This window comes from Bacillus sp. LK2 (assembly GCF_001043575.1).
In the GTDB taxonomy this organism is placed as follows: Bacteria; Bacillota; Bacilli; order Bacillales; family Bacillaceae_G; genus Bacillus_A; species Bacillus_A paramycoides.
This window is the reverse complement of the sequence record NZ_LDUK01000015.1, coordinates 1-14,328: the sequence shown is the minus strand read 5'-3', so window position 1 is coordinate 14,328 and position 14,328 is coordinate 1. Positions and strand designations below refer to the sequence as shown.

At 34.3% G+C, this 14,328-nt stretch carries 15 protein-coding genes and 1 pseudogene; 13 read left to right on the top strand and 3 right to left on the bottom strand.

Annotation, left to right across the window (positions count from 1 at the left end; genetic code table 11):
• Positions 1–14: 14 nt before the first annotated feature.
• From VK90_RS09900 to VK90_RS09885, 4 genes are all read left to right on the top strand, one after another.
• Positions 15–503 (top strand): dihydrofolate reductase, encoded by a 489-nt coding sequence (locus VK90_RS09900; protein ID WP_048372387.1) that lies wholly within the window; start codon positions 15–17, stop codon positions 501–503.
• Between the two features lie 155 nt (positions 504–658).
• The gene (pbpC, locus tag VK90_RS09895) at positions 659–2,644 is read left to right on the top strand and encodes a penicillin-binding protein 3 (protein WP_048372385.1); all 1,986 of its coding nucleotides are present in this window, start codon (positions 659–661) and stop codon (positions 2,642–2,644) included.
• Positions 2,645–2,884: 240 nt separating this feature from the next.
• Complete coding sequence (locus VK90_RS09890; RefSeq protein ID WP_048372383.1) at positions 2,885–3,520, top strand: FMN-dependent NADH-azoreductase; 636 nt, start codon at positions 2,885–2,887, stop codon at positions 3,518–3,520.
• 112 nt (positions 3,521–3,632) lie between these two features.
• Positions 3,633–4,352 (top strand): lysophospholipid acyltransferase family protein, encoded by a 720-nt coding sequence (locus VK90_RS09885; RefSeq protein ID WP_048372380.1) that lies wholly within the window; start codon positions 3,633–3,635, stop codon positions 4,350–4,352.
• 37 nt (positions 4,353–4,389) lie between these two features.
• On the opposite strand, the gene trhA is transcribed toward VK90_RS09885, so the two are convergent.
• Positions 4,390–5,046: a PAQR family membrane homeostasis protein TrhA gene (trhA, locus tag VK90_RS09880; RefSeq protein WP_002171767.1), complete on the bottom strand. Its 657-nt coding sequence runs from the start codon at positions 5,044–5,046 to the stop codon at positions 4,390–4,392.
• Positions 5,047–5,259: 213 nt separating this feature from the next.
• Here trhA and VK90_RS09875 point away from each other — a divergent pair, with 213 nt between their 5' ends.
• The 4 genes from VK90_RS09875 (at position 5,260) to VK90_RS09860 (ending at position 7,898) form a co-directional block, all read left to right on the top strand.
• Positions 5,260–5,436, top strand: a complete 177-nt coding sequence (locus VK90_RS09875) for a twin-arginine translocase TatA/TatE family subunit (RefSeq protein ID WP_002141629.1) — start codon at positions 5,260–5,262, stop codon at positions 5,434–5,436.
• A 56-nt stretch (positions 5,437–5,492) separates the two neighbouring features.
• A complete protein-coding gene (tatC, locus tag VK90_RS09870; RefSeq protein WP_033718922.1) occupies positions 5,493–6,236 on the top strand; it encodes a twin-arginine translocase subunit TatC in 744 nt (247 codons plus the stop codon).
• Positions 6,237–6,648: 412 nt separating this feature from the next.
• Entirely contained in the window at positions 6,649–6,900 is a 252-nt protein-coding gene (locus VK90_RS09865; protein ID WP_002171769.1) for a DUF2535 family protein, read from the top strand.
• Positions 6,901–7,055: 155 nt separating this feature from the next.
• Positions 7,056–7,898: a DegV family protein gene (locus VK90_RS09860; protein ID WP_048372377.1), complete on the top strand. Its 843-nt coding sequence runs from the start codon at positions 7,056–7,058 to the stop codon at positions 7,896–7,898.
• 183 nt (positions 7,899–8,081) lie between these two features.
• Here the strand turns inward: VK90_RS09860 and VK90_RS09855 are convergent, their stop codons facing one another.
• The gene (locus VK90_RS09855) at positions 8,082–9,056 is read right to left on the bottom strand and encodes an MBL fold metallo-hydrolase (RefSeq protein WP_048372372.1); all 975 of its coding nucleotides are present in this window, start codon (positions 9,054–9,056) and stop codon (positions 8,082–8,084) included.
• Between the two features lie 406 nt (positions 9,057–9,462).
• Between VK90_RS09855 and VK90_RS09850 the strand changes: the two genes are divergently transcribed.
• A complete protein-coding gene (locus VK90_RS09850; protein ID WP_002171772.1) occupies positions 9,463–10,050 on the top strand; it encodes an SCO family protein in 588 nt (195 codons plus the stop codon).
• A 35-nt stretch (positions 10,051–10,085) separates the two neighbouring features.
• On the opposite strand, the gene VK90_RS09845 is transcribed toward VK90_RS09850, so the two are convergent.
• Entirely contained in the window at positions 10,086–10,550 is a 465-nt protein-coding gene (locus VK90_RS09845; protein ID WP_002171773.1) for an Hsp20/alpha crystallin family protein, read from the bottom strand.
• Between the two features lie 217 nt (positions 10,551–10,767).
• Between VK90_RS09845 and asnB the strand changes: the two genes are divergently transcribed.
• The 4 genes and pseudogenes from asnB to VK90_RS09830 all read left to right on the top strand — a co-directional run.
• Positions 10,768–12,669 carry an asparagine synthase (glutamine-hydrolyzing) gene (gene asnB / locus VK90_RS09840; protein ID WP_002171774.1) on the top strand — a complete coding sequence of 634 codons (1,902 nt, stop codon included), beginning with the start codon at positions 10,768–10,770 and terminating at the stop codon, positions 12,667–12,669.
• Between the two features lie 93 nt (positions 12,670–12,762).
• A complete protein-coding gene (locus VK90_RS09835) occupies positions 12,763–13,122 on the top strand; it encodes a GNAT family N-acetyltransferase (RefSeq protein WP_048372370.1) in 360 nt (119 codons plus the stop codon).
• A 45-nt stretch (positions 13,123–13,167) separates the two neighbouring features.
• Positions 13,168–13,503 (top strand): hypothetical protein, encoded by a 336-nt coding sequence (locus VK90_RS27610; protein WP_082182996.1) that lies wholly within the window; start codon positions 13,168–13,170, stop codon positions 13,501–13,503.
• Between the two features lie 104 nt (positions 13,504–13,607).
• A pseudogene (locus VK90_RS09830) lies at positions 13,608–14,281 on the top strand (N-acetylmuramoyl-L-alanine amidase); the annotation flags it as partial.
• Between the last annotated feature and the right edge of the window lie 47 nt (positions 14,282–14,328).

Genomic DNA, 14,328 nt, shown 5'->3' with positions numbered 1-14,328 from the left:
GAGGAGATGAAAAGATGATTGTTTCATTTATGGTGGCAATGGACGAAAATAGAGTGATTGGTAAAGATAATAAACTACCATGGCATTTGCCAAGTGAATTACAGTACGTGAAGAAAACGACGATGGGTCACCCGCTTATTATGGGAAGAAAGAACTATGAAGCGATCGGTAGACCGCTCCCAGGAAGACGTAATATTATCGTAACTCGCAATGAAGAGTATCATGTTGAAGGGTGTGAAGTTGCTCATTCTGTGGAAGAAGTGTTTGCGTTATGCAAGGATGAAGAAGAAATCTTTATTTTTGGAGGAGCGCAAATTTATGATTTATTCTTACCGTATGTGGAGAAATTGTATATTACAAAGATTCATCATGCGTTTGATGGAGATACATTCTTCCCAGAAATAGATATGACCGATTGGAAAGAAGTTTTTGTGGAGAAGGGTTTAACGGATGAAAAAAATCCATACACGTACTATTATCATATTTATGAGAAGCAACAATAAAAAAGATTGATGTGAGTATTCACATCAATCTTTTTATTTATATTATCAAATGTAACTTTATAGATGGGATTCAATAGTGCTATAATGAGAGCTAGCATGTATATAATGCTATAAATCTTTAGAAGTACGCCATGTAATAAAAGGGGGAGAATCGGTTGAGAAAAATATGGGGGATTCTTTTTCTTTGCTTAGCATTAATGCTAGTCGGATGCGGCAAAGATGAAAAACCACAAGAAGCGTTTGATACATATGCAAAAGCGTGGAATAAACAAAAATTTGCAGATATGTACGGTCAATTATCAGAAAATGCAAAAAAGAATATCTCGAAAAAAGATTTCATAGAGAAATATGAAAAAATTTATTCAGGTATAGAAGTGAAAAACTTGAAAGTAGAAACAGGCGAAGTAAAAGAGGATAAAAAAGAGAATGGCCCTGTTCCTTTTAAAGTAAGTATGGATACAGTTGGCGGTAATGTCTCTTTTGGTTATGAAGCAAAAATGGTGAAAGAAAAAGATGGAGATAAAGAATCATGGAAAGTAGATTGGACTCCAGATTTTATTTTCCCAGGCATGACAAAAGATAGTAAAGTGCGTATGCAGACAACACAGCCAAAACGTGGTGAAGTTTACGATCGTAATGGAAAAGGTCTTGCGACGAATGGTAAAGCTTCTGAAATTGGAATGATTCCAGAAAAATTAGGAGATGCTGCTCCACAAACGAAAGAAACAGTAGCGAAGTTGTTAAATATGTCTGTAGAAGAAATTGATCAAAAGCTAGCTGCTAAATGGGTAAAACCAAATTATCTTGTACCAATTGGGATATTGCCTGAAGGGGCAACGCAAAATACGTACATTGATTTACCAGGTGTTTCAACAAGACCGGTAAATGTTCGTACATATCCGTTAGGAGAAGCGGCAGCGCATTTAACTGGTTATATCGGAAAAGTTAATGCGGAAGATTTAAAAACGCTTCAAAAGAAAGGGTATCAAGCAGATGATCCAGTGGGTAAAGCAGGATTAGAACAAGTATTAGAAGAAAAGTTACGTGGTAAAAAAGGTGGCCGCGTCTTCATGGAAGATGCACAAGGTAAGGAAATTAAAAATTTAGCGAAAACAGATGCTGTTGATGGAGAAAATGTAACTTTAACTATTGATAGTGCTGTTCAAGAAAAAATTTATAATGAAATGAAAGGAGAGGCTGGATCAAGTGCAGCAATTAATCCGAAAAGCGGAGAAACGATTGCACTTGTAAGTAGTCCAGCTTACGATCCTAACCTTATTGCGAGAGGGACATCGAAAGCTCAACGTGAAGCTTGGAATAATGACCCGAAAAAACCGATGACGAATCGATTTACACAATTATCAGTTCCAGGTTCTGTATTTAAGCCTATTACAGGTGCGATTGGTCTTGAAACAAAAACGATTGATCCGAAAGAAGAATTGAAAATTGAAGGATTGAAATGGACGAAAGATTCTTCTTGGGGCAATTATTATGTAACACGTGTAAAAGACGCAAATCCGATTGATTTTGATAAGGCAATGAAGTATTCGGATAATATTTATTTCGCACAAGAAGCTTTGAAAATTGGTAAAGATAAATTTATGTCTGAAGCGAAAAAATTTGGATTCGATGAGAAATTACCAATCGAATACGGATTCCCTGCTTCTAAAATCGCAAATGATGGCATTAAAAATGATATTCAAATGGCAGATACAGGATATGGACAAGGACAAGTGTTAATGACTCCTCTTCATTTAGCTTTAACGTATGCGCCAATTGTAAATGATGGAACGATTCCGTCACCGTATATTATTAAAACAGATAAACAACCAAAAGCTTGGAAAGAGAACGTGATTTCTAAAGGAAATCAAGATATATTAAAAACGGCTTTAACGAAAGTAATTAATGATCCAGATGGTACAGGGAAAATCGCGAAAATTGATGGTATGACTCTTGCTGGTAAAACAGGAACAGCAGAATTAAAAGTTTCAAAAGAGGCAGAAGGAAAAGAACTAGGTTGGTTCGCTGCGTTCGATTTAAATTCACCTGATATGGTCATTACAATGATGATTGAAGATGTAAAAGGTAGAGGTGGAAGTAATATTCCAGCTGAAAAAGTGAAACATGTTTTTCAAAAGTAAAATTTGAAAAAAACTACCTCCATGAAATATGGAGGTAGTTTTTTTATTTGGTCAGAATCTTAATATTTATATACAAAAACAATATGAAGCAATATAACTTATTAACTTACGAAAAAAAAGTTGCTATTTTTAATTGACATTAGTTAAAACTTTTTGTATTATACTTACGTAAGGTAAGTTATTTACTTTTCGATTATAAATCTCAAATTAAAGATAAAATAGAAAAAGGGAGAGAATACAATGACAAAAGTACTATTTATTACAGCAAATCCAAATTCAGCAGAAGGTTCTTTCGGTATGGCAGTAGGAGAAGCTTTCATCGAAGCATATAAAAACGAACATCCACAAGACGAAGTTGTAACAATTGATTTATTCAATACAACAGTACCAGCTATTGATGCAGACGTATTTGCTGCTTGGGGTAAATTCGCAGCAGGTGAAGGATTCGAAACTTTAAGTGAAGTTCAACAACAAAAAGTTGCAGCAATGAACACAAACTTAGAAACATTTATGCATGCAGATCGTTATGTATTCGTAACTCCAATGTGGAACTTTAGCTATCCACCAGTAGTAAAAGCGTACTTAGATAACGTAGCAATCGCAGGTAAAACATTCAAATATACTGAAAATGGTCCAGTTGGCTTATTAGAAGGCAAAAAAGCGCTTCACATTCAAGCTACAGGTGGCGTGTATTCTGAAGGAGCATACGCAGCTGTAGACTTCGGTCGCAATCACTTGAAAACAGTATTAGGATTCATCGGTGTAAATGATACTGAATATATTGCAGTTGAAGGTATGAATGCAAATCCTGAAAAAGCACAAGATATTAAAGAAGCAGCGATTGCAAATGCACGTGAATTAGCAAAACGTTTCTAATATAGAAAACTTCAAAAATGTCCAAACACTTGCTGTTTGGACATTTTTTCTTCTTTTTCCTTCGTTTGTCTAGTATAATGAAGGTCGGAATGATAATAGGTGGGGGTTCTGTATGATTCAAACGTTTTTTAAAATCTTTTATTTAATTTTAATCGTAATTGCGATTACACCAAGATTGTGGCGTATTAAAAGAAAAGCAAATACGATGTCACCGCAAGAAAAAGATAGTGTTGTGTATAAAACAACAAACTGGTTTGGTAAGAAAATGGTACGTGTTGCTGGGTCGACTGTAGAAGTAAAGGGACTTGAAAATGTTCCGAAAGACAAGCCTGTACTTGTTGTAAGTAATCATCAAAGTAATATGGATATTCCTGTTTTACTAGGTTACTTAAATAAGCCAATTGGATTCGTTTCTAAAGCGGAAATTAAAAAATTTCCGGTTGTACCAACTTGGATGGAACTAATGAATTGTGTATTCATGGACCGTAGCGATCGTCGTCAATCTCTTAAAGCAATTAAAGATGGAATTGAGCTATTAAAGAACGGGCATTCTATCGTGATTTTTCCAGAGGGAACGAGAAGTAAGGGCGGCGAAATCGGTGAGTTTAAAGCAGGGAGTTTCCACCTTGCTGTAAAATCTGGCGTAGCTATCTTACCAGTAACTTTAGATGGTACATATAAGATGTTTGAGGCAAATGGAAACCGTATGAAACCAGCTCATGCGACATTAACAATTTCTAAGCCGATTACACCTGAAGAATATGCAAGTATGGATGCTAAAGAGTTAACAGAGCATACAAAAGATATAATTGCATCTCAATTACATAAGTAATAAAAAAAGTTTCAGCTTAAACAAGCTGAAACTTTTTTTATGCTGCGGGTAAGACATAAAAGAGTACGCAGAAAAACATCATTGTACTACCACCTAATACGAAGAGATGCCAAATGGCATGATTGAACGGAAGCTTTTCCCAAAGGAAGAATATAGCTCCGACAGAATATAAAATACCGCCTATTAAAAGTAGTGAGAAGCCGTGACCAGTTAAATTTTCATAAAGGGGTTTAATGGCAACGATCATGAGCCAACCCATAATGATATAACATAATGTTGATGTTTTAATAAAGCGACGAACAAAGAAAATTTTGAAGATAATGCCACCAATCGCAAGGGTCCAAATAATTGCGAGTAACGTCCAACCGAGCGGGCCACGCAGTGTAATGAGTAGAAATGGTGTATACGTGCCTGCGATTAATAAATATATGGCGGAGTGATCTAAAATGGTAAATAACTTTTCTACTTTTGGATGATGAATACTATGTAACAGTGTAGAAAATAAGTACAGCAGGAACATGCTTACGCCATAAACGGTAAAGCCAACAACAGCAGATGCTGTACCATGTTTGGAAGCGTGAATAATTAATATGATTAAGGCAGGGATGCTTAAAATGGCACCGATACCATGGGTAACTGCATTAGCAATCTCTTCTTTTACAAATTGGGTCATTCTTGTGATTTTTTGTGTCATAATGTAAATCCCTTTCCTTGTAATGAGATAAGATATATTTTTCTTAACCATATCATATACAAAAGGATTAGAAAATGATATTTGTATAATTGATTATATTTTTGAATTTTTTTGACAAAAGATAGCGGATACATTGACGTTTACAAAATTTTTTGACAAAATGAACTTATGGAATAGTAGGACAAGGAATCTACTTATGAAGGGGATGGGGAAATGTTTTCAAATATTGGCTTTCCAGGGTTAATTTTAATTTTAGTAGCAGTGTTAATTTTATTCGGCCCTAAAAAGTTACCGGAAATTGGGAAAGCTTTAGGGGAAACGTTAAAAGAATTTAAAAAATCAACAAAAGAATTGACTGATGAGGCATTTCAAGAGAAGGAAAAGAAGTAAATAAAAGAATATGATGAAATTTTCTTGGAATGGACAAATAAAGTGTGGTGAACGAGATGGAAGATCGGGAAATGAGCGTAGTAGAACATATTGTTGAGCTTCGCAAACGAGTAATATATACAGTAATATCATTCGTATTATTTTTAATTATCGGATTTACTTTTACGAAGGATATTTATTTTTGGCTTGTAAAAGATTTACCAATGAAATTAACTGTTCTCGGTCCAAGTGATGTGTTATGGATTTTTTTCTCGATTGCTACAGTAGTTGCTATCGTTTGTACAATTCCTTTTGCAGCGATACAAATTTGGTTATTTGTAAAACCAGGTTTACATCCAAATGAACAAAAAATGACATTAATGTATATACCGGTATTGTCTATATTATTTATAGCAGGCCTATCTTTCGGTTATTTTATCGTCATGCCATTTCTATTTCATTTTTTAACGACAATTGGTAATGAAATGTTTAATACGATGTTTACGACAGAAAAGTATTTTCATTTTGTACTTAATTTAACAGTTCCGTTTGCTGTTATATTTGAATTACCTGTAGTTGTTATGTTTTTAACGAGCATAGGTCTTCTAACGGCAGAATTTCTTCAAAAAATAAGAAGATATGCTTATGTAGTGTTGATTATAATTGCATCGTGTATATCGCCGCCTGATTTTTTATCACATAGTTTAGTAGCGGTACCGCTTATTTGTATTTATGAAATTAGTATCGCTTTATCAAAGATTGTTAGTAAGCGAAAACAGAAAAAAGAAGAAGAAATACAGTCGAAAAGTGCCTCGTTATAAAGGCACTTTTTTATTTATCCCGATTGGTGTGGGCTAAAAATCAGTAGGGTATGGACAAAACCCCCATTGATTAAAATTTCACTTTATTTGTTATACTCTAGCTATAATCGTATACAATATATAGAAGAAAAAAATTATAGAATCTCCAAAATTTAGACAAACTTTTCACTTTTATAAGTTTATACTGGAGTTATCTAGCTATTTACGGATAATAAGACTCCCGTCTCAAGGGATATATAGGACAGGGTCCGGATTAGGTGGAGATGAATGGAGCCTAAAGCTTCTAACCGTAGGGACTACGGGGTTCGCCTATAGATACTTTAGTATTCGTAGGAAACCTTCACTTTAAATAACGTGTCAAGGCGAAAAGTGGAGGAAGTTCAAAAATCCAACGAAAAAGAGGATTGATATTGTGATTACGAAAAGTTTTTATTTCACTCATTCAACAGGGAATTGTATTAAAATATTTGAAATCCCTGTCCTACAAGCACAACATCCATTAGCGTTTCTAATTCAGTCTCGTCTTCAGTTATTTATTGCGAAAATTCAAAAACATAAAAACCCAAGATTTTCGTACTCTTTCCGTGAATATTTACAAAGTTGTTTGAAGTGGAATGATTATTCAAATGTATATAAAACAAATACTCTTGAAAAGAATGCATAATACACAGCAGGGACAGAGTTAGGTAAGCTCTGTCTTTTTTTATTTTAGGTATAAAAATATAATTAATTTGGTGAAAATTGTTTGAAATTGTTGAAAGCAATGGGAATGCTAGTATAATAACAAGGAGAGCGTATTGGAAAGGGAAGAAGTATAATATGCAAAAAATTAAAATTGTAACAGATTCAACTGCAGATTTATCTCAAGAAGTGATTAAGAAGTATGATATTCATGTTTTACCATTATCTATTTCTGTAAATGGACAAACATACTTAGATCGCGTTGATTTACAACCAGATGAATTTATTGAGGAAATGGCGAAATCAGAAGAATTACCAAAAACATCACAACCAGCTATGGGTACATTTGTAGAAATGTATGAAAAGTTAGGAGAAGATGGAAGTGAAGTACTTTCCATCCATATGACAGGTGGAATGAGTGGTACTGTTTCAACAGCAAATAGTGCTGCATCAATGACAGATACTAAAGTAACAGTCGTTGATTCTCAGTTCATTAGCCATGCGTTAGCATATCAAGTAATTGAAGCTGCAAAAATGGCAAAAGAAGAGCGCTCGTTAGAAGATATTTTAAAACGTATTGATGAAGTGAGGAAGAATACTCGTTTATATGTAGTCGTAGATACATTAGAGAATTTAGTGAAAGGTGGACGTATCGGTAAAGGGAAAGCGTTTATCGGTTCTTTACTGAACATCAAACCGATTGCAAACCTTGAAGGTGGAGCATACAATCCAGTGACAAAAGTTCGTAGTCAAGGGCAAGTTGTTAAAACTTTAGCTAAATTATTTGAGCAAGATACTGCTGGGAAAGTTGTAAAAGCTGTTGCAATTCCACATGCAAAAGCACTTCCTTTAGCAGAAAGTGTAAAATCAACTGTTGAAAAAGTAAATGGATTCACTCAATCAGAGATTTTTTATACAACACCAGTCATTAGTACTCATACAGGACCAGGAGCAATTGGTTTTATGTATTTAGCAGAATAATAAAAAAAACTACTTGAAATATATTTTCAAGTAGTTTTTTTATGTGTATATGAAATAAGAAATGAGAAGGGCAATACAGGCACTTCCGCTAATGATATAGCGAGTCTGTAAATAATTTTTCATAGAAAACACCCTTTTCGATTTTCTATAGTATATGATAAATTATTCGAAAAAGTAGTTCTGTTATACATGAGAGGTTTCAGTAATTTTTTCTGGCTCTTTCTCTAGTATAGTAGGGCTATAAGTGAAAGTTTGGCCCAAAAAAAGAACATGTAGTTGTTCCCACGGTAGCATTCGTAAATTCCAGTTATTACGAAGTCGTGTTACAGCCTCCCTTGGAGTTTCATCTGCTAGCGCAAAAGTACCGTAATGCATTGGAATAAAATGCGTAGCGTTTATATCTAAATAGGCTTGCACAGCTTCTTCCGGTGAAACATGGGATACTTTCATAAACCATTCTGGTTCATAGGCACCAATTGGCATGAGTGCAATATCAATTGAAAAACGTTTGCCGATTTCTTTAAAACCTTTGAAATAACCGCTATCACCGCAAAAATAAATGGTTTCTGAAGTAATCTTATTATTGATAATCCATCCCCCCCAGTGAGAGGTATTCATATCAAATAATGATCTTCTCGTCCAGTGCTGGGCAGGTACGAAGTGAAAAGCGACTTCATCAATTGTTATACTGTCCCACCAGCTGTATTCTTTTACATTGGTGAATTTTTTACGAGTAAATAATTTTTTTAATCCAATTGGCACAAGGTATAAAACATCATTATTCAGTTGACGAAGAGATGAAAAGTCTAAATGGTCATAATGGCCGTGTGAAATAAGCACAATATCAATTTTAGGTAGTTCATCTAAAGCGAGACCGGGCTGTGTAAGTCTTGGAACTAGCTTTAATTTATTTGCCCATACTGGATCTGTTAAAATGTTTAAGCCGTTCGTTTGAATTAGAAAAGTAGAGTGACCGATCCATGTGACAGTCGTTTTGTTAAAGTTATTTTGCAGAAATTTACTTTGTTTAACAGGTGATTGTTCTACTAGAAAAGAAAAATCTTTTTTGTTTTGTTTTCTCTCTTTACGCCAGCGTAAGAAGGAGTGAATTGATTTTTTTGTACTCACATTATCCATATTTTCATAGCGCTTTGCCATGAACATCACCTCATTTAAAATCGTTGTAGTTGTATTGTACCGAAATGTTGTAAAGGAAAACAGTGTGTAAAATGGATTAATGTTTAAGGAATTGTAAAAAAATTGATAATTACCTTTACAAAATTTAACCCGATTGGTGAGGGCTAATAATCAGCGGAGGATGAAAAAACCCCACTGATTAAAGTTTCACTTTAAAATGGATTCTTGTTTGTATATAAGGTATAGAGAAAAAATAGTAGTTAACAATAGAACTTTTGTCTAGTAATTCGCTTAATAATGAGAAGTAACATATGTAAAATCGTACGATTTCGTGAACAAATGAAGTAAACAATTTTCTCATAGTGTTTACTTAGGTTATGATATACATAACCTACATAAATTAAGGAAAGAGAAAAGAGGTTTAATAATGAAGCGTTATCAAAAGTTAATTGGTCTTATGGTTGTTTTTTGTCTTTTTGTACTAGCTGGATGCAGTGGCTCAGGATCGAAACTCCGTAAACCATTAAACTGGGATTTAGAAACTTTCCAATTCACAAACCAAGAAGGAAAGCAGTTTGGTACAAAAGATTTAAAAGGAAAAGTATGGGTTGCAGATTTCATGTTTACAAGCTGTCAAACAGTTTGCCCACCAATGACTGCTAATATGGCGAAATTACAGAAGATGGCGAAGGAAGAGAAGTTAGACGTTCAGTTTGTATCGTTTAGCGTAGATCCTGACCTAGATAAACCGGAAAATTTGAAAGCGTTCATTCAAAAGTTCACAGAAGATACAAGTAACTGGAACTTATTAACAGGATATTCTTTGGAGGATATTACAAAGTTTTCAAAAGATAATTTCCAATCGCTTGTAGATAAACCAGAGAATGGGCAAGTTATTCATGGAACATCATTTTTCTTAGTCGATCAAAATGGAAAAGTAATGAAAAAATATAGTGGTATTAGTAATACGCCATACGAAGATATTATACGTGATATGAAGAGATTAGTGGATTAAAAAGAAGGGTGCTTAGCACCCTTCTTTTTTGTCTTTTAGTCTATGGATAATATATCATGTTGTTGCGGAAGTTTCGGTGCACGAATTTCTAACACACCGTTTTGATAAGAAGCTTTCGCTGTTTTTTTATTAATTAAATATGGTAACTTAATAATTCTTGACGCTTCTGAACTGGAACGTTCTCGGCGATAATAGTTATGAGATGTTTGTTCTTCTGTCTCTTCAAGTATATCTTCTTTCACAGAGACTTTTAAGTATTCGCTTTGTATTTCAATTTGAATTTGTTCTTTTTGAATACCTGGTAGTTCGGCTGTAACGACGAGTTCGTCACCAACTTCGTATAAATCTACAGGGAATGTTAATAAACGGTTTCCTTTTTGGAAAAAATGATTTAAATCAGCAATTACATTACGAAGAGGTGTCTGTTCGAAAAAATCATCAATTTGCTTTAAATAATTACGAACCGGTGGGCGAGAAGAATCTTTTTTTTCTTCACTCATGGTATTACCTCCTAAAAATCAATTTGCAATATCATATGACAAAAGCGGAGAAAGGTGTGTGCCTAGTTTTCAAGTTTTCATAAAAAATTGTTAAAAATGTGAAATGGAGTGATTTTTTTATAGTTTTTGGTCGCCATATTCAGTTGATTATGCTAGTATAAATAAGGTTGATATAGTAGTATAGAGACAGAATGAAAACCGAAAGAGGGTAAGAAGTATGTGTGGTTTTGTAGGATGTTTATGTGAAAACCCTAGAGAGTTTTCAGAAACAGAAAAACATCAATTTGAAAATATGAACACGATGATTTTCCACCGTGGTCCAGATGACGAAGGATATTTTCGTGATGAACATGTACAATTTGGCTTCCGCCGTTTAAGTATCATTGACTTAGAGGCAGGACATCAGCCACTAACTTATGAAAATGATCGATATGTAATTATTTTTAATGGTGAAATTTATAACTATGTAGAATTACGTGAAATGTTACTTGAAAAAGGTGCAACTTTTGCAACACAATCTGATACAGAGGTTATCATTGCATTGTATGCACATATGAAAGAAAAATGTGTAGACTACCTTCGTGGTATGTTTGCATTTATGATTTGGGATCGTGAAGAAAAGAAACTTTTCGGTGCACGTGACCACTTTGGTATTAAACCTTTATACATCGCACAACAAGGTGATACTACATTCTTCGCATCTGAGAAGAAAAGTATTATGCATGTAATGGAAGATAAAGGGGTAAACCCAACTTCATTACAACATTACTTTACGTACCAATATGGTCCAGAGCCAGAAACATTAACAATTGATGTTAATAAAATTGAGCCTGGTCATTACTTCGTAAAAGAAATCGGAAAAGAGATGGAAATTCATCGCTACTGGAAACCTTATTTCAATGCTTCAAGTGCAACGAAAGAGGAGCATATCCAAGCGATTCGTGATGTATTATATGATTCTGTAAAAGTGCATATGCGTAGTGATGTACCAGTAGGTTCTTTCTTATCTGGTGGTATCGATTCATCGATTATTGCTTCTATCGCAAGAGAAATGAATCCAAATCTTTTAACGTTCTCTGTTGGCTTTGAGCAACGCGGTTTCAGTGAAGTTGATGTTGCGAAAGAAACTGCTGAGAAATTAGGAGTTAAAAACCATAACGTATTCATTTCAGCGCAAGAATTTATGGATGAGTTCCCAAAAATTATTTGGCATATGGATGATCCTTTAGCGGATCCAGCAGCTGTACCATTGTATTTCGTTGCTAAAGAAGCGCGTAAACATGTAACGGTTGTACTTTCGGGTGAAGGTGCGGACGAGCTGTTTGGTGGCTATAACATTTATCGCGAGCCAAACTCTTTAAAAATGTTCTCTTACATTCCTAGTCCAGGAAAGAGCGTTCTAAAGGCACTAAGTGGTGCCCTTAAAGAAGGATTTAAAGGGAAAAGCTTCTTAGAGCGTGGATGTACGTCAATTGAAGAGCGTTACTATGGAAATGCGAAAATCTTCCGTGAAGAAGAAAAAGCTGAATTAATGAAGTATTACGATGAAAGTGTTAACTATATGGATATCACGAAACCATTGTATAACGAAATTAAAGATTATGATGATGTAAGTAAAATGCAGTACATTGACATGTTCACATGGTTACGCGGCGATATTTTATTAAAAGCTGATAAAATGACGATGGCAAATTCATTAGAACTTCGTGTACCGTTCTTAGATAAAGAAGTATTTGATGTTGCATCTAAAATTCCGACAGAATTTAAAATTGCAAACGGAACAACGAAAGCTATTTTACGTGAAGCGGCACGTGGAATTGTTCCAGATCACGTGTTAGATCGTAAAAAGCTTGGATTCCCAGTACCAATTCGTCACTGGTTAAAAGATGAAATGCACGATTGGGCTGTAAATATTATTAACGAAAGCAAAACTGAGCATTTAATCGACAAACAGTATGTATTAAACTTACTGGAAGCACATTGTGCAGATAAAGGCGATTATAGCCGTAAAATTTGGACTGTACTTGCGTTTATGGTATGGCATCAAATTTATGTTGAGCATAAATACGATACGAATAAATTCCATGAAGAAACAAAACGTGCGTATAGCTTAGTTTAATTAGAAAAACCTTAAGATCGCATTTGGTCTTAAGGTTTTTTTCATAAATAGCACTTTTAATTGATACAATAATAGTAAAAGGATGTACAACATATGATTACGTTTGAGAAAGTAAATATAGAAAATGAAAGCGTTGTTAAAGAAATGTTTCGCTCGCACAGTTTAAGTGTGGAAAAGGTTCAGTACTGTGTAAAAGTTGATGATACATATATCGGTGTAATAGATTATAGTGTCCAAGAAGAGAGTGCTATTTTATCTCAGCTAATTATCCATTTTGATTATCAAGGTTATGGATATGGAACGAATACGTATTTTACATTTGAAGAAATGATGAAACATAGAAATGTGAAAGAGATAAAAGTATTACAAGAGAAATTAACAGAACGAGCTAAGTCTTTCATAGAGGGATCTGGTTTTATTGAGGAAAATGGAGTATATATAAAGCAAATGTAACGAATATTTATTACGTGATGAAATGAATAAAAGGCAGGTGAACGTATGACAATGACTTCTGGGCTTGTATTAGTTGGAGGGTGTTTTATAGTAGCGGAACTATGCCAGATGTTTATTCGAAAAAGAATGTATAAGAAGAGAAGACCGTATGAATTACAATTTATCCCCGTGTTTTTAATTTTGTTTTGTATGCTATTTGTATTACAAAACATAACTCATTTTCCACCTCTTTTGAACATCTTTTTGAAGTTTGGTTTGCTATATAGCGGCGTTGGGATAGTTCTTTTATTTATTTTATTTTGCATACGTTACATTCACTATCAATCGTACATATTCATTTTAAATTGGTTAAAGCAAAGCGATAAAAACCGCCTTACATAAGGCGGTTTTTATTTGTATTTGTAACGGAACTTGTACAAGTAACATAAAATAGGACGAGTAGAAATATAAGCTTATTACATTAAAGAAAGGAACGAAAAAGTTATATGAAGCTGGTTATAGATGCAGGGCACGGTGGATATGATTCGGGGGCTGTTGGTAATGGTTTAGTGGAAAAAGAGTTAACACTTCAAATTGCTAGACGTGTTCGAGATATTTTAACTGCAAATTACCCAATTACTATTAAAATGACACGTGATAGTGATGTGTTTATCTCTTTATCAGAACGTGCTAATATTGCTAATTCCTTTGGCGCAGACTATTTTATCTCATTTCATATTAATAGTGGTGGTGGTACTGGTTTTGAAAGTTATATACACAATGCGTTATCTAATAGTAGTTCGGCATATGCCAAGCAACAAAAAATTCATGTGGCAGTTAATCCTGTATTAACAAAATACGGCCTTCGTGATCGAGGAGCCAAAAAAGTAAATTATGCAGTACTTAGAGAGACTGCAATGGATGCAATATTAACAGAAACTGCTTTTATTGATACAACGTTTGATGCGAATATATTGAAAAATTCACAATTTATTGAAGATCTAAGTCAAGCATATGCAAACGGAATAGCAGCTGTTTTGGGAGTAGCTCCAAATCCGAATCCTCCAAATCCACAACCCCAAATCCACAGCCGACACCACAAACGAAGGGGATTGCTTATATCCTTGGGAAAAATGTAAATTTAACGCATTATCCGAAAGAAGTCTCCTTCCTCAAGCGTTGTGAAGGACAATAGTCCAACGGTAGGTGGGAGATGAATTTCGGTTT

Coding starts and splice junctions, on each gene's coding strand:
- VK90_RS09900 (WP_048372387.1), top strand. CDS start 15: ATGATTGTTTCATTTATGGTGGCAATGGACGAAAATAGAGTGATTGGT.
- VK90_RS09890 (WP_048372383.1), top strand. CDS start 2,885: ATGACAAAAGTACTATTTATTACAGCAAATCCAAATTCAGCAGAAGGT.
- VK90_RS09885 (WP_048372380.1), top strand. CDS start 3,633: ATGATTCAAACGTTTTTTAAAATCTTTTATTTAATTTTAATCGTAATT.
- trhA (WP_002171767.1), bottom strand. CDS start 5,046: ATGACACAAAAAATCACAAGAATGACCCAATTTGTAAAAGAAGAGATT.
- VK90_RS09875 (WP_002141629.1), top strand. CDS start 5,260: ATGTTTTCAAATATTGGCTTTCCAGGGTTAATTTTAATTTTAGTAGCA.
- tatC (WP_033718922.1), top strand. CDS start 5,493: ATGGAAGATCGGGAAATGAGCGTAGTAGAACATATTGTTGAGCTTCGC.
- VK90_RS09860 (WP_048372377.1), top strand. CDS start 7,056: ATGCAAAAAATTAAAATTGTAACAGATTCAACTGCAGATTTATCTCAA.
- VK90_RS09855 (WP_048372372.1), bottom strand. CDS start 9,056: ATGGCAAAGCGCTATGAAAATATGGATAATGTGAGTACAAAAAAATCA.
- VK90_RS09850 (WP_002171772.1), top strand. CDS start 9,463: ATGAAGCGTTATCAAAAGTTAATTGGTCTTATGGTTGTTTTTTGTCTT.
- VK90_RS09845 (WP_002171773.1), bottom strand. CDS start 10,550: ATGAGTGAAGAAAAAAAAGATTCTTCTCGCCCACCGGTTCGTAATTAT.
- asnB (WP_002171774.1), top strand. CDS start 10,768: ATGTGTGGTTTTGTAGGATGTTTATGTGAAAACCCTAGAGAGTTTTCA.
- VK90_RS09835 (WP_048372370.1), top strand. CDS start 12,763: ATGATTACGTTTGAGAAAGTAAATATAGAAAATGAAAGCGTTGTTAAA.
- VK90_RS27610 (WP_082182996.1), top strand. CDS start 13,168: ATGACAATGACTTCTGGGCTTGTATTAGTTGGAGGGTGTTTTATAGTA.